We start from the raw sequence: 23,124 nt of genomic DNA, 5'->3' as shown, positions 1-23,124 counted from the left end.
TTTGTTTTTCAGTCATGGCGCGGAATCAGGGAGCCTCAGGTGTGGCCTCTGCCGGCGCGGTTTCAGCTGGAGCGGCTTCCGCGGCCTGCACTTCCTCAGGCTGCTCAGGCTCGCTGCCACCTTCACCAGGCTTGATCTCATCCCCAAGGATAAAGTCGATCGAGGTTTTCTTTCCCAGCACATCCTGAATGTACCAGGCGCCATCCCGCTTGACCACCGACACCGTGTTCTCCGTCGTGGTCGTCGGCGCGTTTTCCAGCTTGACTCCCTTGTCGGGACCGAGGTTGCGATAGCTCAGATAGAACGTGATCTCGGTTTCACGCGGCGTGCGATCGCGACGTTCGACCACGGAATAGCGGTCGAGCTTGAAGTTCTGCTTGATAAAGGCGGAGGTGATCACATCATCCGAAGCACCTTCCAACGCGCCTTTCAGATTGCCTGTGGTCAGCTTCAGCAGCTCCTGTTTCTGACCCACCTCGGTCATGTTCAAGGAAATATCGAGGTAAGCCTGCACCACCTCCTCGGGAGTCATGGACTCGCGCCCGGAACTGCACGTCCTGGTGCAGCCGATGAGAAGCAGGAAGCTGAAGAGGGACACAAGACGGATCTTACGCATTAGGGGTGCTCCTCCGGAAATTGGCCTGTCGGTGCGGGATTATCTGGACTCACAGCTTCGACCGGAGTCGGCGCTGTCGGTCCAGGTTGGGTGCCTCTGTCCGCAGGGACAGGCGGATTCGGTGCAAGGGGAAGGATCGGCGGATTCTTCTGCCTGATATCGCGGTTCTTTTGCCAGACTGGAATCCGAGGTAATTGCGTGGGCACACCTTCCGGAGGACGTCTGGAAAGAGACGAACGATCGTAATTATAGGACCCATCGGGTTCCCCATCGTATCTGGAAACCGGAGTTTCCTCAGCGACGGGTGAAGAGCGACGGCTTTCCGCAGGACGATTGCGGGAACGACCCACCTGCATCTCAGGCCGCACGACAGCGGGCACAGGATATTCCAGGGTATCACGGAACCAGCTGACGAAATTTTTCACATCAGCCGGGGAAGCCTGGGCAATCTGAGCTTGTCCAATGTGTGCGAGTGAGTTGAGGTCGCGGTTGATCGTGTAAAGCTTTTGATCCACAAACACCAGAGTCGGCGCAACAAAGCCATGCTCCGGGCGCGTGAAAACAGGAATATCCTGCGCTTTCAGATAACTGAGGCGCGAAAGATATTGATTCTGTTTGCTGCGACCCAATAACACTTTGACGTCAACCTTTCGGTATTTTGCCAAAAACAGCGCAGAAACCACATCACCATCCGTAAGATAGTCCGTGATCAGCCAGACGCGTTTTTTGCTGGAACCTATGAGCTCCAAAACATTATGACGTAATTCATCAAAGTTTGCAGTATTTTTGAGGCTAAACCCCGGAACAGGAACCGGGGCCTGCGGTGCATGGATCGCTTCTTCGGAAGCGGAAAAGCCCGGCTGCGTTAAAGCACAGAGGGCGAGGAAAGCTGGCAGCAGACGATGCATGTTGTCCATCCGTTGTTATTTTTTGCGGATGATGAAAGCCCCGAAACCATCCATATCGTCCTGATTGCCCGCGTAAACCGCAAAGAGCTGTTCACGCGTGACATACTTCTTGTAGTAGTCCGGCAGACGGGGCAGCGGAGATACAACCTCCATTTTATCACTGAACTGGTCGACGAGTCTCTGCAGATGCTCCTCGGTCTCCTCGGATTCAAAGGAACAGACCGAATAAATCAGCTCCCCACCGGGTTTCAGAAGTTCGAGCGCGTGCAGAATCATGTGCCATTGCTGTTCGGCCAGCGGAGCCACGATCTCGGGCTTCTTCTGCCACTTGCCTTCGGGATGCCGACGCAGAACGCCCAGGCCGGAACAGGGCGCATCCAGCAGAATCTTATCGAGATTATTTTCAGGCTTCCATGTCAGGAAGTCCTCCTGAATCCACGTGACCTTGTCATGACCCAGGCGATGCATGGTGTCGCGAGCGCGATTGTACTGATCCTGATCCTTTTCCACGGCGAGCAGCGTGATTTTTTCGGCACCAAGTTCATAGACATGGGAGAGTTTGCCGCCAGGACCCGCGCAAACATCGGCCAGGACCTCACCCTCGGCAGGGGCCACGAGGTAACCGATCAGCTGCGAGGCTTCATCCTGAATCGTGTAATAGCCGCGACCAAAGAGGCTTTCGACGCCGGTCTCGGGGGAACGGTCCAGGTGGAGAGCCGAGCGCAGAGGACGGCGGTCACTCCTGGTTTTCTCTTCGCGCAGAAGGTTGTCCTGCAGCGTGGCGGCCTGTTCCACAGGAGTTTTCAGGGCATTGATCCGCACGGTCACCGGAGGCGGCTGATTGTTGCTCGCCAGCATCTGCTCCATGCGTTCAAAGCGAAAACGCTTGTACCAGCGATCGACCAGCCACTGGGGATGGGCAAACTGAAGAGCCAGGTATTCACGCGGCTTGGCGACCTTGTCGGGCTTGGCAAAGTATTCGGCGCGCCGTGCGATCTGCCGCAGAATGCCGTTCACAAAGGTGCAGGCATTGTGCTGACCCTTCTTGCGGATGTATTCCACGCTTTCGTTGACGGCGGCACGGTCGGGCACCCGGTCCATGTAATAGATCTGATAGGTCCCGCAGACCAACGCGGCGCGGATTTCCGGGCTCGACTTTTCGAGGTCGCGCTTGGAGGTGTTCTGCAGAATCCAGTAAAGCTTGGAGTTCCAGCGCAGACTGCCGTAGAGAATCTCTTTGATGAAATTGCGGTCCAGGCGCTTCAGCTTGCTTTCATGCTGCGCATACACTTCCGCCAGAATTTTTTCCGGCTTCTTACGATTCTCCATGACGGCGACAAAAGCGTCATAGGCTATTTCACGGGCAAGGGATAGGCTCAAGTCAGGAAACCTCCTGAAAAAGAAAAGGGGCAGCCGCACGAGGCTGCCGCCTGGATATATAGCAAGGCTCTGGTGAAAACCCTATGAGGGATGTTGTCTCAGAGCGAGGGTTCGTGATGCGGGGTGGTGTCGGTGTCGTCTTCCAAAAAACGGCTGACACGGCGGTGGGGTTCCTGATGAACGCGGGACAGGGCGCGACGGCTTTGATGCACTTCGAAGGTTTTCCGAAAGAAATCATAGCCGAAAAAGACCGCAGCAAAGAGAGCACCGAAGATGAAAGACGCCAGGAATGCCAGGAAACCGGCCACCCGGTATTCCCCAAAATAGGGAACATTGACATAGACTTTGTCCATGTTCAGAAAACCAAAATACCCACCGTAGCCAAGGAAGATCAAGACCACCACGAAGCTGATCAAGCGGCGCAGATAACTCATACCTGGTTACTCCCGACGAGTACAAAAGAAAAAACGGGCCAGTTGATTGTAACTGGGCCCGTTCTAGCTATCAAGGGCTGCTCTTGGCCCGATATTGCGTAACTCAAGCCTGGAAGTTGCCGCTGCCCATGGCCACAGGTTGACTCAGGCCGGGCAGCCTGTGAAGCCTCCGTTCCGACCAGCGGTCGTTCGGGAGGTCAGGGTGGCTGCTTGTGCCATCAGGTTGGACCGGATGACCCAGGCAGCCGAATCATTACTTCTCTTGCTCTTTAGCCGCTTTGGCCTTCGCAAAAGCATCAGCCAAACCGGTTTTGGGTTCGACGTTGCTGATGTATTGACGAAGTTCGTCGCCTTGCAGCTGACGGAGCAGGGCTTTACGGGAAAGCGAGAACTTGCGCTCTTCGCTGTCGCTGGAGAGAACGACGAACTCAACAGCGTCGCCTTCTTTCACAACGTCTTCCACTTTCGTCACGTTCTCGTCAGACAGTTCGGAGATATGGATCATACCTTCGACGCCGGGAGAAAGTTCAACGAAAGCACCGAAATCAACAACCTTGGTCACGCGGCCCTTGCCTTTGGTACCGGCCTGGAATTCGCGCGAAGCTTTGACCCATGGGTCATCGCCGAGTTGTTTGATGCCGAGAGAGAAGCGCTCGTTTTCTGCGTCGATTTGCAGAATCTTGGCTTCCACTTCATCGCCTTTCTTGAAGAGATCACCAGGATGGTTGATCCGCTCAGTCCAGGAGATGTCGGAGATATGGATGAGGCCGTCGATGCCGTCTTCGATGCCGACAAAGATACCAAAGTCAGTGATGTTGCGGATTTTGCCGCGAATAACGTCACCTTCCTGATATTTTTCTTTGACGATATCCCAAGGATTGGGCTCGATCTGCTTCATGCCGAGGCTGATGCGGCGGTTTTCAGTGTCCATGGCCAAAATGACCACTTCAACTTCGTCACCGACCTGCACAACCTTGGAAGGATGCTTGATGCGCTTGCTCCAGCTCATTTCGCTGATATGGATCAAGCCTTCCACGCCCTGCTCCATTTCGACAAAGGCGCCGTAATCAGTCAAGCTGACAACAGTTCCTTTGGCGCGTGAGCCGACGGTGTAGCGCTCAGCCACAGTAAGCCAGGGATCGTTTTGCAGTTGCTTGTAGCCAAGAGATACGCGCTGACGGGCTTCGTCGTACGAGAGGACCTTGACTTCAATTTCCTGACCCACTTCGAACATCTGGGAAGGATGGTTGATCCGGCCCCACGACATGTCGGTGATGTGAAGAAGGCCATCGATGCCGCCGAGATCGATGAAGGCACCGTAATCGGTGATGTTCTTCACGATACCCTTGAGAACAGCGTTCTCTTTCAGGTGCGACAGAGTTTCGCTACGCAGTTTTTCGCGATCCTGTTCCAACAGTACGCGACGGCTCAAAACGATGTTGCCGCGCTTTTTGTTGAACTTGATGATCTTGAACTGGAGCTTGGCGCCGATCAGCTTGTCGAGGTTGCGCACAGGGCGCAGGTCAACTTGCGAACCAGGCAAGAAGGCTTTCACGCCGATATCAACCGACAGACCACCCTTGACGCGGGCGATCACGCGGCCTTCGACGATTTCGCTCTTCTCATAAGCGTCAGAGATGCGATCCCAGGCGCGGAACATTTCAGCACGTTCGCGGCTCAGAACCATCTCGCCATCGTTATCTTCGAAGGAGTCAAGGTAGACTTCCACGACATCGCCTTCCGCAACGGAAAGCGTACCATCCGGCTGCAGGAATTCCGACTTGGGGATTTCGCCTTCGGATTTGTGGCCGATATCCACGATCACGGAGTCGTCTGTAAAGCGAACGACGCGGCCGCGAACGATCGAGCCTTCTTTCACTTCGCCCGTATCTGCTGAATTCAGCATATTGGCGAATTCTTGGCTTTCGCCCTTTTGATGGTCGAAACCGGTATCCTCATCCTCCCAGTGGATGTTGCCGATACCTGCAAGCTTGGATTCGTGTAATTGCATAAATGTGGTTAACTCCTAAATTGTCCGCCCATCGGACATATTTTTTTCTCAGAGCTTGAATCGTTATCACGCGGGTCTATAAAAGTCAATGAAAGCACGCTAAGATGAGGGCTGCGACCAGAATCCCCTGGCGCAGCAGCCTACAGGAACACGGGATGACGTTAGCCACCAGCACCCTGCGATGTTCATACTATCTTGTCTTAATACTCTCCCTCGGCCGACCCGGCATCGCTTTCCCCGCTGAAACCGTCCCTGCTTCCAAGGAAGCGGCAGGGGCCGTGTCAGATGCAGCCAAGGCGACCAAAGCGGAATGGTTGGCAAAACCGCCAGGTGCGGAACCTGCGGCCCATGCCAAATCCTCAGCCGGCGCGAAACAAACGGCCGAAGCCAAAGCCACCCCAGCCGCCGCAGCCCCTGCGTCAAAGCCGACGGAACCGGCTGTCGTGCCCGAAGGCGAGTGCCCTGAAAATCCAGAGCCTGCTCCCAACTGGCCCCGGGCGGATACCTACAAAGGCATGCCGTTTCAGCCAGGAGAGGAGGCCCGCTACGTCCTGAAGTACGGCCTCGTCAAAGTCCACGTTGGCTACGGCTTTCTGCGGGTGCAGCCCCCCACCAAACACACCATGCCGGTCGCCAAAAAGAATGGGACCGTGATTTCAGAACCGCGCTGGCATCGCGTGTTTACAGCCGAGGCGTATACCGGCGACTGGTATAAAATGATCTTCGCCGGTCATGACAAGATGCAGGCCTTTTCACGTCCCTGGGATTTTGGTGTGACCAAATTCTACATGAGCCAGGACGAAGAAAAACCTTTTGTTCGGCGCTATCACGCTGAAAAATGGCTCGACTTCGATCATGTCACATGCAAGGTGCACGAGCGCACGGTGGATCATAAGAAAAAGCGGGAAAAGACCGAGGAACATTTTCTCCAGCCAACCGCCGATGATGCTTTGGGCGCGCTTTTCAAGCTACGGACTTTTGATTGGCAGCTGAACAAGACCGAACGTATTCTGGTTTACACTTCGGAAAAAAACTGGTGGCTCGAAGCCACACCGATTGCCGTGGAAACGGTGAAGACGGAAGTCGGCAAGCATAGAGCCTATAAACTTACGGTGAAGACTTATCTCGGCAAGGAGTTGCAGCAGCGTGGCAAACTCTTTGTGTGGATCGCAGCGGATCATCCCAACCACCCGATGCTGCGGGTGGAAGGGGAGGTGACCTTCGGGTCCATTTATTTGGAGCTGGATCGCTTTACGCCCGGCGCCGCGTAATCAGGGATGGGGCTGGATTACAGCCCCGCCTCGGCCAGGGTCTCAATCGCTTTTTTCTGTTCCTGCGACAGCTCGCGTGGAATTTCCAAATCCACGACCGCGAAGAGATCATGCTGATGGCCCTGCGGATCGGTGAAGCCCAGTCCACGCAGACGAATCTTCGTGCCGGCCTTCACCCCAGCGGGGACCTTTATTTTCTTCGGGCCTTCCGGTGTATTCACCATCTTGCTGCAACCGAGGAAGGCCTCCGATATTTTCAATCGGAGCGGCACTTCGATATCATCCTCGACACGTTTAAACTCCGGATGATCGGCCACCTGTACGACGATGAAAAGATCGCCAGGAGGGCCTCCGGTTCGTGACGCGGCCCCGCGTCCGCTGACACGCAGGCGGGCTCCGGATTTCACGCCTTTGGGAATGCGCACGGTCAACTCCCGCTGGGTTCCATCGGTCAGCGAAAAGTTCACCCGCCGCTCGGCACCGTTGAATGCCTCCATGAAACCGATGGCGAGCGGATACTCCACATCCTGCCCTTTTTGAGGTCCACCAAAACCTCCGCCGCGACCAAAGCCACCACCCGGTCCACCACCGAAGAAACTCGAGAAGAAGCTGCCGCGACCGCCGAGTCCCATTTCCTCAAAAATGGATCCGAAATCCGTTCCGCGGAAAATGTCTTCCGTGCTGTACTGCTGATGAAAGCGCTGATCGCCAAACATGTCGTACTGCTGGCGCTTTTTCTCATCCGATAGAACGGCATAGGCCTCATTGATCTGCTTGAACTTTTCCTCGGCCGCCTTGTCCCCCTGATTCCGGTCAGGGTGGTATTGCATGGCGAGTTTCCGATAGGCCTTCTTAATCTCGGCCTCGTTAGCCGTCTTCGGGACGCCTAATATTTCGTAATAGTTTTGCACAGTTAACCCCAAAAATGGACAGCCCAAGTTCCTTTATAAAGATGAGGCCAGGGACGCGAAAGTCAAGTCCCGATCCCAAGGCTGTGATAAAATCGTCATGATCGGAAAGAATCCGCACAAGGACGAAAGCATTGCGAAGCATCACCGTACAAGGTTGTCTTGGCCTCGCCCTGGTTGCATGCACCTTGGGTGGCCTCGGCTATGTCAGCTACCGTCAGCTGTCGATCCGTGGCATGCAGGCCGAAGCCAGGCTCCTGCTCAGCTATATGCAGACCCTGCAAAACGTTTATCACATCGAGCATGGACAATACGCGCGTTTTGATCAGTCCTACGGCGCTCCGCTGCAGGGCAAGGATCACTGCGAACAGCCGGAAGGCGCCGCGCGCCTGGGGTTCATCCTCCATGGCTGTCACGACATCAAATCCCCGGCGCCGCGTTATGCCTATCGCAGCCTGCCGCAAGGCAAGGACCGGCCCAGCTATCGGTTGGAAGCCGAGGGTGGCACCGACGCCAAAGGCCGCAGCCTGATCTGCTTTACGCCTGACGATCGGGAATTTTGGGTCGCTGAACAAAAAAAGGGCGTCGTGGCTGTCCAATCATGCTGGTAAGGTCCACGCGCCTGGTTCCTCGCTGACCAAAGTTCAACTTCCCATGCTTTTCCGCCGAAAGACCCATTTGGACCTTCCGAATGTAAAAAGGCGGGCATGAGCAAAAGCAAGCAGCCGCAAATCAAAGCTCCCAGCAGTCTGGGTTTCGTCGCCGGAACGTTGATTATCTATGCTTTTGTATCAGCGATCTGGGTCTTCATGCTGGGTGAAGCCGTGATCCGCATTGGAGGTCTGCTCCTGAGTTTTGGAGTGATTGTCCTGGTGGCGCGCCGCTGGTGGGAACGCCGCCTCGAAGCCTATGACAAGGCCCAGGAGGCCGCAGAAGCCAGGGAGCTTGAGGCGCCTCTTATCTCGATGTCAGCGGATCTGCAGAAATTCGTGGTCGAAAACCTTCGCTTTGCCGTCTTCAGTGTGGATGCCCAGCTGCGCATTCAGCTTGAAACTCCGGTCTTCCCCAAAAGCCTGGGCCCGGTCGAGGATCTGGATGGGCGGGATCTGATCGAGATGCTCGGCCTCGTCACGCGCTTGAATCAGGACGAGCTGCAGATGCTGAAATTTCAGCTCGGCCATGCCTATGGTATGAACCGGATTCAATGGACCGCCACGGCCTTCAGCCTGCCTCAGGAAGCCCAGCTCAAACGCGGCCCGACTGCCTTTGCACGCCTCAGCTATGTTCCGGTCTATGCGGAAGAAAAACTGGTCTGCGTGCATCTGATCATGCAGGATATCAGTGAAATCAAAGAGCGCGAGGTCAAGGCGGAGCAGCAGCGCAAGGATATGGAAAAGTTCTTCGCCCTTCTGCAGGTGTCCGATTCCCTCTTCGAACTTTTCATGAGCGAAACACGGAAACTCTTCGAGGACATCAAATTCGATCTCAAAACCCTGCGGGAGAAGGCCGGACCGAATCCCATCGATACCGCCAACCGTATGTTCCGTGCGGTTCATACGATCAAAGCGAATGCCAAGCTTTTCAAGCTGACGTCGATCCAGGATGTAGCCCATACGGTGGAGCATTATCTGGAGGAGCTCCGGACCGGCAAGCGAAGCTTCACCCCTTCGGTGCTGGCGGAGTTGACCCAGAAAATCATGGCCATCAGTGAAGAGGTCTATTCCTATGCGAGCTTGCGCAAGGAAATTTTGAACAACTCGGAACGCAGCTCGGCCTTCAACCTGAAGTATCGCGTGCAGTGGATCCGCTCCCTGATGAATCAGTTCGCCTCGATCCTGCGGGATCCGAAGTTTGAGCAGAGGCATTTGAAACTGATTCAAAAGGAATTCGGCCGGGCTCTTTCCAGTTTTGATAAAGCCTCGCTGCGCGAATATCTGCGCGGCTACAATCAGATGCTTATGGAAGTGGCCGCCTCCATGGGCAAGGAAATCCAGGAGATTGAAACCGATCTGGAATACCATCACTTTGATTCCAGCACCCTGGCCCGGGTCAATGATATCCTGCTCCACTGCCTCCGCAATGCCATCGATCACGGCATTGAAATGCCTGAAGAACGCGTCGCGGCCGGCAAAGCACGGAGCGGACTGATCCGCCTGCGGACCAAGGAACAGGACGGCCTGGTCAATATCGAGCTGAGTGATGATGGCCGTGGTCTGGATATCGCGCGGATCAAGGCCAAGGCGATCGAGATGGACCTTGTGTCCGCTGAGGTCGCCGACCGCATGACCGAAAAGGAAATCGTACCGCTCCTTTTTCACACCGGGGTCTCCACCGCCACAACCGTGACGGAAATCTCCGGACGTGGTCTGGGCATGGACGTGGTTCGCGATTATGTGCAGGGTCTTGGGGGCAGTCTTTCCCTGAGTTTTGTGAAAGGTCAGGGCACGACCATATCCTTCTGGATTCCGGCGGCCTCGGAGGATTTCATATCCCCTCTCGGCATTCATGATCTGCATGATGTGCTCGATGAAGTGCAGCGTGACTACCTGCACTATGCGCAGGATCGCTTTGTGTTTGAGTACAATGACCTCGGCCGGATTACGATCTTTACGGATAAGATCAGCCTGATCGAAGTTCTGCGCCAGATCCTGACCGATCTGCATCAGCGCTGCCCGACCGGCTGCCGCATCCAATTCTCGGTGGAAGAACACATGGGCCGCCGTCGCGTGGATAGCTTTGTTTTCTATCGTATCAAGGCCACTCTGCTGGGCGATGACGTGCCCCACGACTGGGCCTTTGAGAAGGACAGCAAGGCGATGGAGGCTGCGGGCACCATGCTGCGCAAGAACGGGGGTTCCCTTTATCTGCGTCAGGCTCAGCAGCTGGAGATCAACATTCCATCGAACATTCCCGTGCGCTTTGCTCAGTATGAATTCAAGGTTCTGATTTTCACCAATCACCTCGAAAACCTGCAGTCGCAGATCAACAACTTCTTTGACAAGGTCATGGGCGGCTGGGTGTTTAAATCCTATCTGCATCCCTTTGATGAAGCCACCCTGCAGGAGATCAAAGGGGCGGCCTGCCTGGTCCTGCTGGACAGCGCCATGGTCAAGTCCTACATCGATACCCGCGAGGAAAACGATCGCAAGAAGGATGGTGTGGTTCTCTTCCCCGAGGAGGAGCTCGACATTGATGCCTTGAACGGTTCGGCCATTCTTCCGGAAAATATCCTCTTTGTTCCGCCCTCCTTCGACGAGAAGCATTTCCATCGCTGTCTGGCAGGGGTGATTTTCCGCCGTTTCCTGAAGGAAATGGTGCGTGATCAAACCGGCATGAGCTATCGCGACAAGGACCTTCTGACCCGCGCCTCTTGAGCCGGGATGCCATCAATTGACAGGCGTTGCTCCCCGAGGTATGGATGAAGCTCCTCAGTGATGCCCAGGCTCCAGGAGATCCGCGATGGCTCAAACGCAATCAACTACAGGCATTCGTATCTGGCTCTTGATCACTGCCTTCATGGTTTTTTCCATGGTCGCCATCGGTGGCCTGACTCGATTGACGCGCTCTGGCCTGTCCATCGTGGAGTGGAAACCCATTTCCGGCATTTTGCCACCCCTGACCGAGGAAGCCTGGCATGCTGAGTTTGAGAGCTACAAGCAGTACCCGGAGTATCAGAAGATCAACCAGGGGATGCAGCTTGAGGACTTCAAATTCATCTACTATTGGGAATATGGTCACCGACTTTTGGGTCGTCTGATCGGCTTCGTTTTTGCGGTGCCGCTTCTGGTCTTCGCGCTGCAGAAAAAGGTGCGGGGGACGCTGGCTTTCAAGCTGGTTATGGCTCTGATTTTGGGCGGAGCGCAGGGTGTGCTGGGCTGGTGGATGGTCAAGTCGGGACTTGTGGATCGACCGAGTGTGAGCCACTTCCGTCTCGCCGCGCACCTGCTTTTGGCCCTGTTTCTGATGTGTTTTCTTTATTGGGTGGCCATGGATTTGCGCGCGCCCTTGCGCCGGCATCTGAATCAATCCCGCCTGAGGCCCTTGAGCATCGCCTTTCTTGGACTGGTCAGCCTGCAGATCTTTTATGGTGCGCTGACCGCGGGTCTGCACGCCGGTCACATGTATAACACCTTTCCCACCATGAATGGACTCTGGATACCCCAGGGTATTGGTTCCATGGGGCCGGTCCTGGATTTTCTGGAGAATCCGGTGACCGTTCAATTCGTGCATCGCTGCCTCGGCTGGCTGGTTCTCTTCAGTGCGGTGGGTCTGTATGTGATGAGCCGCAAGGAGGATTACCTGAGCGCACGGCAGAAATGGAGCTTTCAGGCTTTGCTCGTCATGGTTCTGGTGCAGTTTGCGCTCGGCGTTTTCACCCTGCTTTATAGGGTTCCCGTGGCTTTGGGATCACTGCATCAGATCGGTGCCTGCATCCTTCTCCTTTTGACGGTGAATGCTGTGCATGCCATGCGGGAAGCCCGGGTGGGTACACTTTCGCTGGTCCGTCAGGCCGCTTGAGGTTCGATTCTTGCAAAGACGAACTTGAACCATCCCGGGCTCTGACTCAGGATGGGCAGGAGCTGGTCGGGGCCATGAATCGACCGGCATCTGAGCAACCCTGAGGCCTTTTCAATGCCCTTATACGACGCCCATCTTTGCCTGCAACGGCCGGCCGATGACGCTCTTCTATGGCGTTTCATGGATCTGGCCCGATTTATCGCCATGCTTCAGTCCCATCAGATTTTTCTGTGTCCCATTACGCAGTTTGAAGACAAGCATGAGGGACTCTATCATCCCGAGGCTTATACCATACTGGATGACCCAGAAATCAGAAAGCGCCTGGAATCTCTCGGCACGGACTCCTGGTTTTTGAAGGAGTGCATTCAAGGCTCGACGCGCTGGCGGGAACGGCTCAGCGCCTGCTGCTTCCATCAAGGATCATCCGATTCCGAATTCCTTTGGAAAATCTATTCCGACGCGTCCTATGGCATCGCCTGTACCATGACGGTCGGCGAGCTTCTGCAGTCCCTGGAAGGCAATGACCAGTATTACGCGCTGGCCAGTGTTTACTACAGCGACCTTATTCTCGATCCGCTCTTTCAGTATGACTCCGAGTACATGCCCGGGCTTGTGAAGCGGCCGCAGTTCCGTTACGAGCAGGAGGTCCGGCTTCTGCACAGTGCGGATGAGGTGAACCCGCGTGGGACCTATCTCAACATCGATATCCGCCGGTTCTTTCGGAACGTGATCGTCAGCCCCTACGCTCCGCCCTGGTTTATGGAGTCGATCAAAGGGATTTTGAATCTTCTGAATATTGAAGCCACGGTGCAGAAGTCAGGACTATTTTTGCCTCATGCGATCTTTCGCTCCCAGTAGGCGCTTCCTCACCATCAGCTATGTCCCAGCGCTTGTTTAATGGCCAGTTCCACAGGTGAACACTCGGCATGGGGACGCTGGATGTTGACCGGATCCTTGGGAAAAAGCGGGGGCTGGGCCATGATGCGTGGCACGCGACCATGGTGGGCTTGCGCGGCATGAACGAGGAGAGGATGGCAGAGATAAACCGTGCCGGCCGGTCCGGTCGCCAAAGCCTCGGGACAATGATCCGTGGCATCAAGCCGGTGCGCGAGTTTCATAAAGGCCAGGCCGTCCTCTCCAAACGGTTCCAGGATGCGCGCTACATCCTGATGTGAGCCCACGCGCAGACGGGTCGGAGCATCCTTTTCGCTGACGTCCGAGAAGAGAAAGAGCATAAGAAGGGCGCGTCCCTTGGATTGGACATTGATGCGCCAGGAAAAGTAATTGTTCGGGTTGGGACCTGGGAAACTTGCATCCACATGCCAGCCATCATCCTGCGGCGCTTCCTCATGGGGAAAGCGAATGGGAAAGGAGCCTAGGCTGGAGCGCGGAGCCCAGCGGCCTTTTCCCACGAGGCTGTCAAAGGCCTGATGAAGTTTCGGTGTGTTGACCGCCTTCACAAACGGTTCCTGCGTGTATTCGCCGAGCCGGATGACCGGCGCTTTCCAGGTGGCAGGATCCTCTGTGCAGCCTGTGTCGCGCCAGATGATGGCGCGGACCTCGTCTGCCAGCGACTGAGGAAACGCATCATCGATTCTCAGAAAACCGTCCCGGATGAAACTCTCGACTGCTGCGTTCATGCGATTTTCCCTTGCGAAAGAGGATTAATCCTCGACATAGAGCACAGGCTTTTCACCCAGGATTCTGCGGGTGGCCACATAGCTGGTGATCAGGCAGACCGCGATCAGAGCCAGGGTCACCAGCACCGGCACAGCCAGCGAAGGCTGCCAGAGGCCTTTGAAAATGATTTTACCAATGATAAAGGAAGCGGCCAAACCCAGAATGGATCCCAGCACCGCCGCGCCTGCTCCAAGCCAGCCAAATTCCTTAAGCGTCGCCTGCAAAATCACCTTGAAATCCGCACCCAGAATTTTGAGGAGATTGCTATCCCAGCGGCGTGCCAGCGCCTGATTCTGGGCGATCGAGAAGATCACCGCGTGCCCTGTCAGTACCGTGAGCCATCCCATCACAATCAACACCAGCGACATCTGCTGAACCAGTTCGCTGATCTTGGCGACCAGTTTTGTGACATCGATGATCGAAACATTGGGGTAGGCATCCACGATCTTTTTCTGCAGTTCGAGTTTCCTGTCAAACTCCAGCGACGGCAGAGTCATCAGAAATGTTTTGGGCGCATCATCGATTAGACCGGGTTGCACCACGAGGAAAAAGTTCGGCTGAAAGGTATTCCACTTCACGCTACGCAGGCTCGTGATCACGGCGGAAACGGGAAGCCCCTGAACATCAAAAGTCAACGTATCCCCAAGCTTGACGCCGAGACGCTCGGCATAGCGCTGTTCAATGGAAAGCTCGGCGGGTTTGCCGGAATTTTCCTGGTAAGGGCCCTGGAACAGGGCGCCTTCCACGATCTCTTCCGATTCGGCCAGAGTCGTGCGGTAGGACAGGTTCACGCCGCGGTTGCGGGAACGCTGCTCCTGTTCCTCCTCACGGGTCACAGCGGGATCATTGGCCCTGCGCCAGGGCTGGCCATTCACTTCACTCAGGCGCGCCATGATCATCGGGGCCATCGCCTTGGGTGTCACCTTCTCGGCGCGGACCAGAGCCTCCAGGGCTTCCGCCTGATCCTCCTGGATATCGAAAAGAAAAAGACTCGGCAGCGCGTCCCCATCCGGTCTTTGCAGTTCGGATTGGATGCTGTGCTGAATCTGGGGAATGAGATTGATCAGGGCCGCACCAATGCCGAGGGCAATAAAGGAATTGAGGGAATGGCTTTTTTGCGAACGCAGATAGGTGATCGCCAGACGTGAGCTGAGGGAACCCTTCCGGGCTCGCAAAGCCAGAAATTTCAGTCCCGACCAGGCGATGAAGGCAAATATTAAAGCGAGTCCGAGAAGGGTGGCGCAGAAGAGAGTGCCAACCTTAAAGGAATGCGCCTGCCAAAGGCTGAGGCCATAGAAGGCGACAAAACTGGGCAAATAGCTGATCCAAAGAGCAGCGGTCCACAGCCGATCCCCGCCGCCGAACTCCTGAAAGAGCACGGAAGGATTCAGTTTACGGATTCTTAACAGCTGCGGCAGACAAACCAGAATGGATCCGAAAATGCCGAGGGCAAAGGCCAGAGCCAGCGAGGACGCACCGACCTGAATCGCAAGGGGGACAGGCGTCAGAGTTTTCAAAAGGCCCGAGGCCAAAGGAACGAGGAGCATACTGACGAGGCTGGCCAGCACAGCACTGACGGCTCCCAGAAGGGTGAGCTGCAGGATATAAAGCATCATCGCTTTTCCATGAGTCAGCCCGATGCTGACCAGCGTGGCAATCGCGGTCTGCTTGCGATCGAGATACATGCGGAAAAGATAGGAGGCTCCCATCGCGGCCAGAGCGAGAGCCACCAGCGAGACCAAACCCAGATAATCGGAGAGATAGGCGAGCATGCGGCCATTGTCCTGACCGGCCTTGTCATAGGCTGTGACCCGCACGCCGGCATCGGCGATGGCCTGTTTAATGTTCTGTTCGACCTCATCCAGAGAGGCGGAGGCCGGGAGCTGGATCAGGTGCGTGTGCCGGGTCGTGCTGCCGAACTGGATCAATCCGCTTTGCTCCAGCGTATTTTTTCCTACATAGATGCGAGGAGCCATCGAGGCTCCGATCATGGCCGCTGAGCTATCATCCTGAATCACATCGTCAATCACGAAATCGAGCTTGCCGATGCGGACGGTTTCTCCGGGGTTCACATCGAGCTGGACCAGAAGTTCCGGGACCACCCAGACCTTGGGTGCGGTGAGAAGTTCAAGCGGCTGATGGCCTTTGAAAATCCCCTTTTTTTCCAGGGTCAATTGCCCATAAAAGGGAAAACCCTGATCGATGCCTTTCAGTTCCACCAGCACGCTGCGTTTGGGGCTCGTCACCATGGAATAGAGGGAGAGAACCTCGATCTGTCTCGCACCTTCAGGCAGAGCAGCGGCCAGCTTTTCCGCTTCGTCAGGGCGCAGCTCCCGCCTGGCGGAAACAGTGAGGTCCGCAGCCATCATGTTTTTCGCCGAGGATTGCAGCTTGTCCTCGAAGCTGCGTTTCATGGCATCAAGAGCGATGAAACCGGTCAGGCCCAGGGTCATATTCAAACAGAACAGCAGGCAAAAACGCGGGCTGTTGCGCAGTTCACGAAAAGCGTAACGGAGCAGCATGGAGGTTCCTTGCTCAAGTGGTTTGCAGTTGACCCTGAACCAGAGGCAGACGTTTTTTGCAGCGGGAGGCAAGCTGCATGTCATGGGTCACAAGGATAAGAGTCATACCGCGCTGGCCCACCGCATCAAAGAGAAGGTTCATCACCTTTTCCCCGGTGGCGGTATCGAGGTTGCCGCTGGGTTCATCCGCCAGAAGAATACGCGGCTCCACGACAAAGGCCCGGGCGATGGCCACGCGCTGGCATTCACCGCCGCTGAGCTGCTGGGGCAGATGCCTGGCCCGCGCGCCGAGGCCCATGAGCTGCAGGGCATCCATGGCCCTTTCTTCGGCGTTGGGCATGCCCAGAATATCCAAAGGCAGCAGCACATTCTCCAAGGCTGTGAGGCTGCGCATCAGGTGAAACTGCTGAAAAATAATGCCGATGGAGCGACCGCGGAAGCGGGTCAGTTCATTTTGATTGAGGCGGCCCAGATCCTGGCCATCCACGTGAATCGCGCCCTGCGAGGGTTGATCCAATCCAGCCAGTAGTGAGAGCAGTGTGGATTTTCCCGAACCTGATTGACCAACGATAGCCACCGTGTCCCCGGCTTCGACCTCAAAGCTGAGATTTTTGAGCACAGGGATCACGGTTTCACCCTGTTGAAATTCCTTTGATACCTGCCTGACTTCAACCAACGCCATAGAGGGTCCTATTTCCAAGAGTTCGTTCCATTGGTCATCACAGAAGTTCTTTGACCTTGGGATAAATGAGCTTCAAAACCTGTTCGTAGCCTTTTTCATTGGGATGAATGCCGTCCGGCTGATTGAGTTCCGGCTTGCCGGCGACGCCTTCCAGAAGGAAGGGGATAAAAGCGGGTTTGTACTTGTCCTTCACCTTGGTGAAGCTCGATTCAAAATCCTTGGGAAACTTTTCCCCGTAGTTGGGTGGTGCCTTCATGCCGAGCAGCAGAACCTTGATGCCCTGCGCCTGAATCATTTCCATGGCCGCGCTCAGGTTCTTATGCGTCGTGGCGGGATCAATTCCGCGCAGTCCATCATTGGCCCCGAGAGCATAGATAATCAAATCAGGTTTGCCGCGCTTGAGGTGGAACTTCAAGGTTGAGATGCCAAAGGCTGTGGTGGCGCCGCTCGATCCGGCGTTGATGACTTTGACTTTGGGATGGCCGTCCGCCTTGAGCTGGGCTTCGAGCAGGGACGGCCAGGTTTTTTCCGGGGGAACCCCAAGACCAAAGGTCAAAGAATCGCCAACAGATAGAATGACAGGCTTGGCGGCCAAGGGACTGGCGGCAGTGCCCAAAGCCACGCTGACCAACAGGATGAACCTTCTTAAAAGAGGCAGCATGAACATGTCTCCACATTAACGTTTTGACCTTGTCAAAGGCCCCCGCTATTATCACCAACGCCAGCATGCGGATCCATCACTGATTTCAGTAAGCGACGCACAACCCAAGCCCCTTGTGCCTTTGCAGGAGACACGAAATGTCAGCATTCCACGACCGAAACGGCCAGGCCTACTGTGAGGACCTTGCTCTGTCCACCATCGCCAAGGAAGTGGGAACGCCCTGCTACGTCTATTCCAAGCGCAGTATTCTGAACCAATGCAGCAGTATACTTTCAGCCTTTTCGACTTATCCTGTGCTGGCCTGCTATGCGGTGAAAGCGAATGGCAATATTTCGATATTAAAGGAAATATTCAGGAGCGGTTTCGGCGCAGACATTGTGTCCCAGGGCGAGATGGAGCGGTCGATGCGGGCGGGTGTGGATCCCAAAAAGATCGTGTATTCCGGTGTGGGCAAACGCGCGGATGAAATCACTGCCGCTTTGCGCACAGGGATACTGGCGTTCAACGTGGAGTCAGCGGCGGAGCTTGAGATGATTGCGACGCTCGCCGCGGATCGCGGCATGGTCGCGCCTGTGTCCCTCCGAGTGAATCCCAATATCGATGCCCGCACCAATCCGAAAATCACCACCGGTCTCTTCAGTACCAAATTCGGCCTGGCTGAGGCGGAAGCCAAAGCCCTGGCGGAGCGGGTGCGTCAGTTGCCTTCCCTGCGTCTGGTTGGAGTTGGGTGCCATATTGGAAGCCAGATCGTCGATGTGGCCCCGCTGGCGGAAGCTGCGATGCGGATGAGTCAGTTTGCGGTTGGCCTACGCGAGCTGGGGCATGAGCTGGAATTTATCGACCTCGGTGGTGGCGTTGGGATTCGATATAAGGAGGAAGCGCCGCCGTCGATGGAGAGTTATGCAGCGGCTGTGCTTGGGGCTGTGAAGCCCACCGGGTTGAAACTTTTGATCGAGCCCGGCCGTCTGGTGGTGGGGAATGCGGGCATTCTGCTTTGTTCGGTTCTGCTCACCAAGCGGACGCCTGAGAAAAACTTTCTCATCGTCGATGGGGCCATGAACGATTTGATCCGGCCGACGATGTATGACTCGTATCATGCGATTCATGCGGTTAAGACGGCAGCCGGGCCTTTGGAAAAATATGATGTGGTCGGACCGATCTGTGAAACCGGAGATTACTTCGGCAAGGATCGCGAGCTGCCGGCCTGCGTTCCCGGGGATTTGATTTATCTTGCCAGTTCCGGAGCCTATGCAGCCTCCATGGCTTCCAACTACAACAGCCGTCCGCGCGCGCCTGAAGTTCTGGTGGACGGGAGCGAATATCGTGTGATCCGGCGGCGGGAGTCGCTCCAGGATCTTTGGGAGTTGGAGCTTTAGGCCAGAGAGAAGAAACTTACCATAACCGATTCAGGTCCTTGTCATTCCCGGCCTTTGCTCCTAATCTGCAGAACGTTGAAAACTCACGTCAAGCAGGGGGAAACCATGACATTTCGTGCATTGCGCGTTCTCAAGGATGGTGTGAATCAAAGCCAGCTCGTCTCCATGGAGCTGGACCAGCTGGCTCCGGGCAATGTCCTGATCGAAGCCGCCTGGTCGAGCATCAACTACAAGGATGCGCTGGCCATCACCGGACGCGGCAAAATCCTCAAGACCTATCCGGCCAACCCCGGCATCGATGTGGCGGGTGTGGTAAAGGAATCGGATGATCCGCGCTATCCCGCGGGCATGCCGGTGCTCGTGACCGGCTGCGGCCTTGGTGAAAATCAGGACGGAGGACTTGCGCAGTATGTGCGTGTCCCGGCCGAGTGGGTGATTCCCCTGCCTGGGGATCTGAGTCCACGGGATGCCATGATCTTTGGAACAGCCGGTTTTACGGTCGGCATTTGTTTGCATCGCCTGCTGCTGAATGATCAAACCCCCGACAAAGGCCCCATGGTGGTCACGGGCGCAAGCGGGGGCGTGGGTTCGCTGGCCGTGGCGATGCTGTCCAAACTGGGTTTTGAAGTGGTGGCGGTGAGCGGCAAGGTGGAACAGAAGAAAGCGCTGTTGGAGCTAGGTGCCGCGAAAGTCCTAAGGCCCGAGGAATTGGAACTGGGCACGCGACCTTTGGAAACGGTTCGTTTCGGAGGTGCGATCGACAATGTCGGCGGCAGCATGCTGGAAGGCATACTGCGGCATGTGAATCTTTGGGGCAATGTGGCCTCGGTGGGGCTGGCTAGTGGCCATGAATTTTCAGCGACTGTCATGCCCTTCATCCTGCGCGGCGTCAGCATTCTGGGCATTAGTTCCGCCAACTGTCCGCGTCCCCTGCGCGAGGAGATCTGGAAAAAGTTGAGCGGGGCGTGGAGACCCAGGTCGCTTGACGTTTTTGTCAACCGTGAGATCGGTCTTGATGAAGTTCGCGAGACCGCCGAACAAATGCTGAGCCGGCAAACGACCGGCCGCACATTGGTTCGGCTTCGATAATCAGCGCAGGGACTTTTGCAGGCGCAGGAACTTGGGGCCGAAGCGGTCGGAGAACTCCAGACTCAACGCCTCCCCATCCTGCTCGATGCCATGGATCTCAAAGTTCATCACAAAGAGTTTGCGCTCAGCATAGAGCTGCAAAAAGCCCTTTTGATAGGACCAGGTACCCCAGCCGTCGCCCAGGCGCTTCAGATGGTAATGAAAGCGCCCGTCCTTATACAGCTGCAGTTCAATCGGATAGCTTTGATCCTCCAGCACAATCCGTGAGCCTTCGTCCTTCTCATTCATCAGCGGCTGGAAGAATTCCTGATCCTTTTCATAAACCTGATAATTCCGCTCCGCCTTGTACAGCGGTTGGCAGCCCATCATCAGCAGGCAGACGAGAAAACCAGTCCGAAAACGCAGCATGTTTGACATCCTTTTGCAAGTTCAGTCCTATTACGCGAGCGACTTGGAAACGATCTCGAACACATCCCGTGACAGGCCGTCCTTCGCCGCAATCCTTTCAAGATGCTGCCGAATCTGGCCCTGACGCGAGCTATCAAACTTCCTGAAGCGACTCAGCACGGTCGCCAGCACCGCGGCCACCTGCGGGTTCGTGGCATCGATCCGCAGAATGTAGTCTGCGACAAGCGCATACCCTGCGCCGCTTCGATGATGGAAGCCGTAGGGATTGCCCTTGGTGAAATGCCGGAACACCGAATAAATCCGGTTGGGATTGTGGATATCGAAATCCGGATGCGCGAGCAAGTCTTTGACATGCTGCAGAACATCCGGATGCTGGGAACTCGATTGCACCTGGAACCATTTATCAATGACCAGGGCATCCCCTTTCCAGCGGCTATAAAAGTCCTGAAGCGTCGCCTCCCGAAGCGGTGTTTTGAGGTGCACCAGGGCACTCAAGGCTCCAAAGCTGTCGGTCATGTTCGTGGCCGTCCGGTAGTGCTCGTGAATCAACTTCAGAGTCGTTTCAGTCGGATAAGCGGCCATCAGTTGCAGGCACGCATTATTCAGATCGCGACGACCGATCGCCTCCTTGCCGGTTTTATAGCTGATCTCCCGCGTCCTATTATAGCAGGCCAGAAGCTCCACGGCACACTGTTCTGCAAGTTGCTGCAGGAGCCAGCTGCGGGCCTGGAAGACGGCTTCCATGTCCGCGTTCTCTTCGCGGTTGATGATATAGTCGGTCGTCGGCGCCTGGATCGACATCGCCACCAGCCGCGGATCCACGTCCGAATCATTCAAAAGCGCACGGAAGGCCGCGACATACTCCGCATCCAGGGCCTGTATCGTGCCTTTGGCCTTGCCCAGAATGGTTTGAAGAGCCAGCGTTTGTCCGGCTTCATAGCGATTGAACGCGTCCGTATCCGCCCGCAGCAGGATATGGAGTTCCGCCCGATCCAAATGAGCATCCAGGATCACGGGTGCCGAAAAACCGCGCAGAAGGGAAGGAATCGGCTGCTCGCTCACATCCTGAAACACAAACTCCTGTCGCATTTGATCCAGCAGAACCAGATGTTCATGCGCCTTGCGCCCCAGGTAGGTGGTTTCCAGCGCCTTGCCGCTGGCGCCCAGGAAGGCCAGACGCAGGGGAATCAGCTGGGGTTTTTTCGAACTCTGCTCCGGCGTGGTCGGCAGAGTCTGCTGCACCGTCAGGGTCAGACTGCGGCTGGCGGCATCGTAACGCCGCTGCACATCCACCTGAGGCGTGCCGGCCTGTTGATACCAGAGTTTGAACTGGCTCATGCTCTGTCCCGAAACCTCCTCGACCACAGCCAGGAAATCCTCAACAGTGACCGCCTGGCCATCGAACTTCGCGAAGTAACGATCCATGGTCCGGCGATAAACGTCCGCGCCGATGATCGTATGGAGCATGCGAATCACTTCCGCCCCTTTATGATACACCGTCGGGGTATAGAAGTTATTGATCTCGATATAACTCTCCGGACGCACGGGATGGGCCATCGGTCCCCCATCCTCCGGAAACTGTTGCTCACGCAGAAGCCTTACATCGGTCACGCGTTTGACCGCGCGTGAGCCTTCATCCGATGAAAATTCCTGGTCACGGAAAACGGTGAGACCTTCCTTGAGACTCAACTGAAACCAATCCCGCAGCGTTACGCGGTTGCCGGTCCAGTTGTGGAAATACTCGTGCCCCACGACACCCAGGATCTTCTCGAAATCCTCGTCCGTGGCGGTTTCGGTGCTGGCCAGGATGTACTTCGAATTGAAGATATTCAGGCCCTTGTTTTCCATCGCGCCCATGTTGAAGTCGCTGACCGCCACCACCATGAAAAGATCGAGGTCATATTCCAGACCATAAACCTTCTCATCCCAGGCCATGGCCCGCTTGATGGCATCCAGGGCAAACGGCGTTTTCGGAAGATTCACTTCCTCCACATAAAGATGAATATCCACCTTGCGACCGGATTGCGTTGTGAAATCTGCGCTGGCGCGGCTCAGTTTGCCGGCGACCAAAGCGAAAAGATAGGAAGGCTTGGGAAAGGGATCATGCCACACCGCATAGTGTCGGCCGTCCGGCAGCGGGCCTTGATCGATCAGGTTGCCATTCGAAAGCAGCACCGGGCAGTGCTCCTTGGAACCCCGGATGGTCGTGACATATTCGGTCATGACATCCGGGCGATCGAGGAAATAGGTGATGCGCCGAAAACCTTCGGGTTCACACTGCGTATAGTAATTATTGCGCGAGAGATACAGCCCTTCATAAGCCAGGTTCTCGCGTGGATTGATATGCGTGACCAGCTCCAGCTCGAATTCATCCGGCAGGCTGGAGAATTCCAGATGCTGAGGACTGGAGTCGAGAGTCTTCACATCCAGTGGTTTTTTGTCAAGAAAGGTCTCGACCAGAGTGAGTTCAGAACCTTCCAAACGCAGAGAGTGCGGCTGCCCAGGATTATGCTGATAGCGGATGGCGGAACGCACCACAGTCTTATCAGGGTCCAGGTCGATTGTGAGTTTTACACTCTTCACCCAGTAGGAGGGCGGCCTATAATCTTTTAATAATACAGCTTGTGGTGCTTCGGCTTTCATAGAACTTTTCCGATACA

General features: G+C 55.7%; 19 protein-coding genes. 7 read left to right on the top strand and 12 right to left on the bottom strand.

Features of this window, described 5'->3' with window-relative positions; translation table 11 throughout:
• Nucleotides 1–25: 25 nt before the first annotated feature.
• The 5 genes from OLTU_RS27210 to OLTU_RS27190 form a co-directional block, all read right to left on the bottom strand.
• Nucleotides 26–616 (bottom strand): hypothetical protein, encoded by a 591-nt coding sequence (locus OLTU_RS27210; protein WP_141735874.1) that lies wholly within the window; start codon nt 614–616, stop codon nt 26–28.
• A complete protein-coding gene (locus OLTU_RS27205) occupies nt 616–1,524 on the bottom strand; it encodes a phospholipase D-like domain-containing protein (RefSeq protein ID WP_141735873.1) in 909 nt (302 codons plus the stop codon). Before OLTU_RS27205 ends, OLTU_RS27210 begins: the two co-directional genes overlap by 1 nt.
• 15 nt (nt 1,525–1,539) lie before the next feature.
• Nucleotides 1,540–2,904 carry a 16S rRNA (cytosine(967)-C(5))-methyltransferase RsmB gene (gene rsmB, locus OLTU_RS27200; RefSeq protein WP_141735872.1) on the bottom strand — a complete coding sequence of 455 codons (1,365 nt, stop codon included), beginning with the start codon at nt 2,902–2,904 and terminating at the stop codon, nt 1,540–1,542.
• Nucleotides 2,905–3,002: 98 nt separating this feature from the next.
• Nucleotides 3,003–3,338, bottom strand: coding sequence for a LapA family protein (locus tag OLTU_RS27195; RefSeq protein ID WP_141735871.1), 336 nt, complete (start codon nt 3,336–3,338; stop codon nt 3,003–3,005).
• Between the two features lie 253 nt (nt 3,339–3,591).
• Nucleotides 3,592–5,349 carry a 30S ribosomal protein S1 gene (locus OLTU_RS27190; protein WP_141735870.1) on the bottom strand — a complete coding sequence of 586 codons (1,758 nt, stop codon included), beginning with the start codon at nt 5,347–5,349 and terminating at the stop codon, nt 3,592–3,594.
• Between the two features lie 155 nt (nt 5,350–5,504).
• On the opposite strand from OLTU_RS27190, the gene OLTU_RS27185 reads away from it, so the two are divergent.
• Entirely contained in the window at nt 5,505–6,620 is a 1,116-nt protein-coding gene (locus tag OLTU_RS27185; RefSeq protein ID WP_176737010.1) for a DUF3108 domain-containing protein, read from the top strand.
• A gap of 17 nt (nt 6,621–6,637) precedes the next feature.
• On the opposite strand, the gene OLTU_RS27180 is transcribed toward OLTU_RS27185, so the two are convergent.
• Complete coding sequence (locus OLTU_RS27180) at nt 6,638–7,531, bottom strand: DnaJ C-terminal domain-containing protein (protein ID WP_218110299.1); 894 nt, start codon at nt 7,529–7,531, stop codon at nt 6,638–6,640.
• A gap of 131 nt (nt 7,532–7,662) precedes the next feature.
• Here OLTU_RS27180 and OLTU_RS27175 point away from each other — a divergent pair, with 131 nt between their 5' ends.
• The 4 genes from OLTU_RS27175 (at nt 7,663) to OLTU_RS27160 (ending at nt 12,904) form a co-directional block, all read left to right on the top strand.
• On the top strand, nt 7,663–8,139 hold the full coding sequence (locus OLTU_RS27175; RefSeq protein ID WP_141735868.1) for a hypothetical protein: 477 nt from the start codon (nt 7,663–7,665) through the stop codon (nt 8,137–8,139).
• A gap of 96 nt (nt 8,140–8,235) precedes the next feature.
• Nucleotides 8,236–10,902, top strand: coding sequence for an ATP-binding protein (locus OLTU_RS27170; protein ID WP_141735867.1), 2,667 nt, complete (start codon nt 8,236–8,238; stop codon nt 10,900–10,902).
• Nucleotides 10,903–10,987: 85 nt separating this feature from the next.
• Nucleotides 10,988–12,046, top strand: coding sequence for a COX15/CtaA family protein (locus OLTU_RS27165; protein WP_141735866.1), 1,059 nt, complete (start codon nt 10,988–10,990; stop codon nt 12,044–12,046).
• 180 nt (nt 12,047–12,226) lie between these two features.
• The gene (locus tag OLTU_RS27160; RefSeq protein ID WP_218110298.1) at nt 12,227–12,904 is read left to right on the top strand and encodes a hypothetical protein; all 678 of its coding nucleotides are present in this window, start codon (nt 12,227–12,229) and stop codon (nt 12,902–12,904) included.
• Between the two features lie 14 nt (nt 12,905–12,918).
• Here the strand turns inward: OLTU_RS27160 and OLTU_RS27155 are convergent, their stop codons facing one another.
• From OLTU_RS27155 to OLTU_RS27140, 4 genes are read right to left on the bottom strand one after another with little or no spacing between them, the layout of a single operon-like run.
• A complete protein-coding gene (locus OLTU_RS27155) occupies nt 12,919–13,686 on the bottom strand; it encodes a phytanoyl-CoA dioxygenase family protein (protein WP_141735864.1) in 768 nt (255 codons plus the stop codon).
• A 24-nt stretch (nt 13,687–13,710) separates the two neighbouring features.
• Nucleotides 13,711–16,248: an ABC transporter permease gene (locus OLTU_RS27150; protein WP_176737009.1), complete on the bottom strand. Its 2,538-nt coding sequence runs from the start codon at nt 16,246–16,248 to the stop codon at nt 13,711–13,713.
• A 13-nt stretch (nt 16,249–16,261) separates the two neighbouring features.
• Nucleotides 16,262–16,930, bottom strand: a complete 669-nt coding sequence (locus OLTU_RS27145; protein WP_141735862.1) for an ABC transporter ATP-binding protein — start codon at nt 16,928–16,930, stop codon at nt 16,262–16,264.
• A gap of 37 nt (nt 16,931–16,967) precedes the next feature.
• Nucleotides 16,968–17,591 (bottom strand): arylesterase, encoded by a 624-nt coding sequence (locus OLTU_RS27140; protein WP_218110297.1) that lies wholly within the window; start codon nt 17,589–17,591, stop codon nt 16,968–16,970.
• 137 nt (nt 17,592–17,728) lie between these two features.
• Between OLTU_RS27140 and lysA the strand changes: the two genes are divergently transcribed.
• Both lysA and OLTU_RS27130 read left to right on the top strand, forming a co-directional pair.
• Entirely contained in the window at nt 17,729–18,967 is a 1,239-nt protein-coding gene (gene lysA / locus OLTU_RS27135; RefSeq protein ID WP_141735861.1) for a diaminopimelate decarboxylase, read from the top strand.
• Nucleotides 18,968–19,072: 105 nt separating this feature from the next.
• Complete coding sequence (locus tag OLTU_RS27130; protein ID WP_141735860.1) at nt 19,073–20,056, top strand: YhdH/YhfP family quinone oxidoreductase; 984 nt, start codon at nt 19,073–19,075, stop codon at nt 20,054–20,056.
• On the opposite strand, the gene OLTU_RS27125 is transcribed toward OLTU_RS27130, so the two are convergent.
• Together OLTU_RS27125 and pepN are read right to left on the bottom strand one after the other, a co-directional pair.
• Entirely contained in the window at nt 20,057–20,464 is a 408-nt protein-coding gene (locus OLTU_RS27125) for a hypothetical protein (protein WP_141735859.1), read from the bottom strand.
• Nucleotides 20,465–20,494: 30 nt separating this feature from the next.
• Entirely contained in the window at nt 20,495–23,107 is a 2,613-nt protein-coding gene (pepN, locus tag OLTU_RS27120) for an aminopeptidase N (protein WP_141735858.1), read from the bottom strand.
• Nucleotides 23,108–23,124 lie beyond the last annotated feature (17 nt).

Source organism: Oligoflexus tunisiensis, from assembly GCF_001748245.1.
GTDB lineage: Bacteria > Bdellovibrionota_B > Oligoflexia > Oligoflexales > Oligoflexaceae > Oligoflexus > Oligoflexus tunisiensis.
Note: the sequence above shows the minus strand (reverse complement) of the source record. Positions and strands in the feature narration are given on the sequence as shown.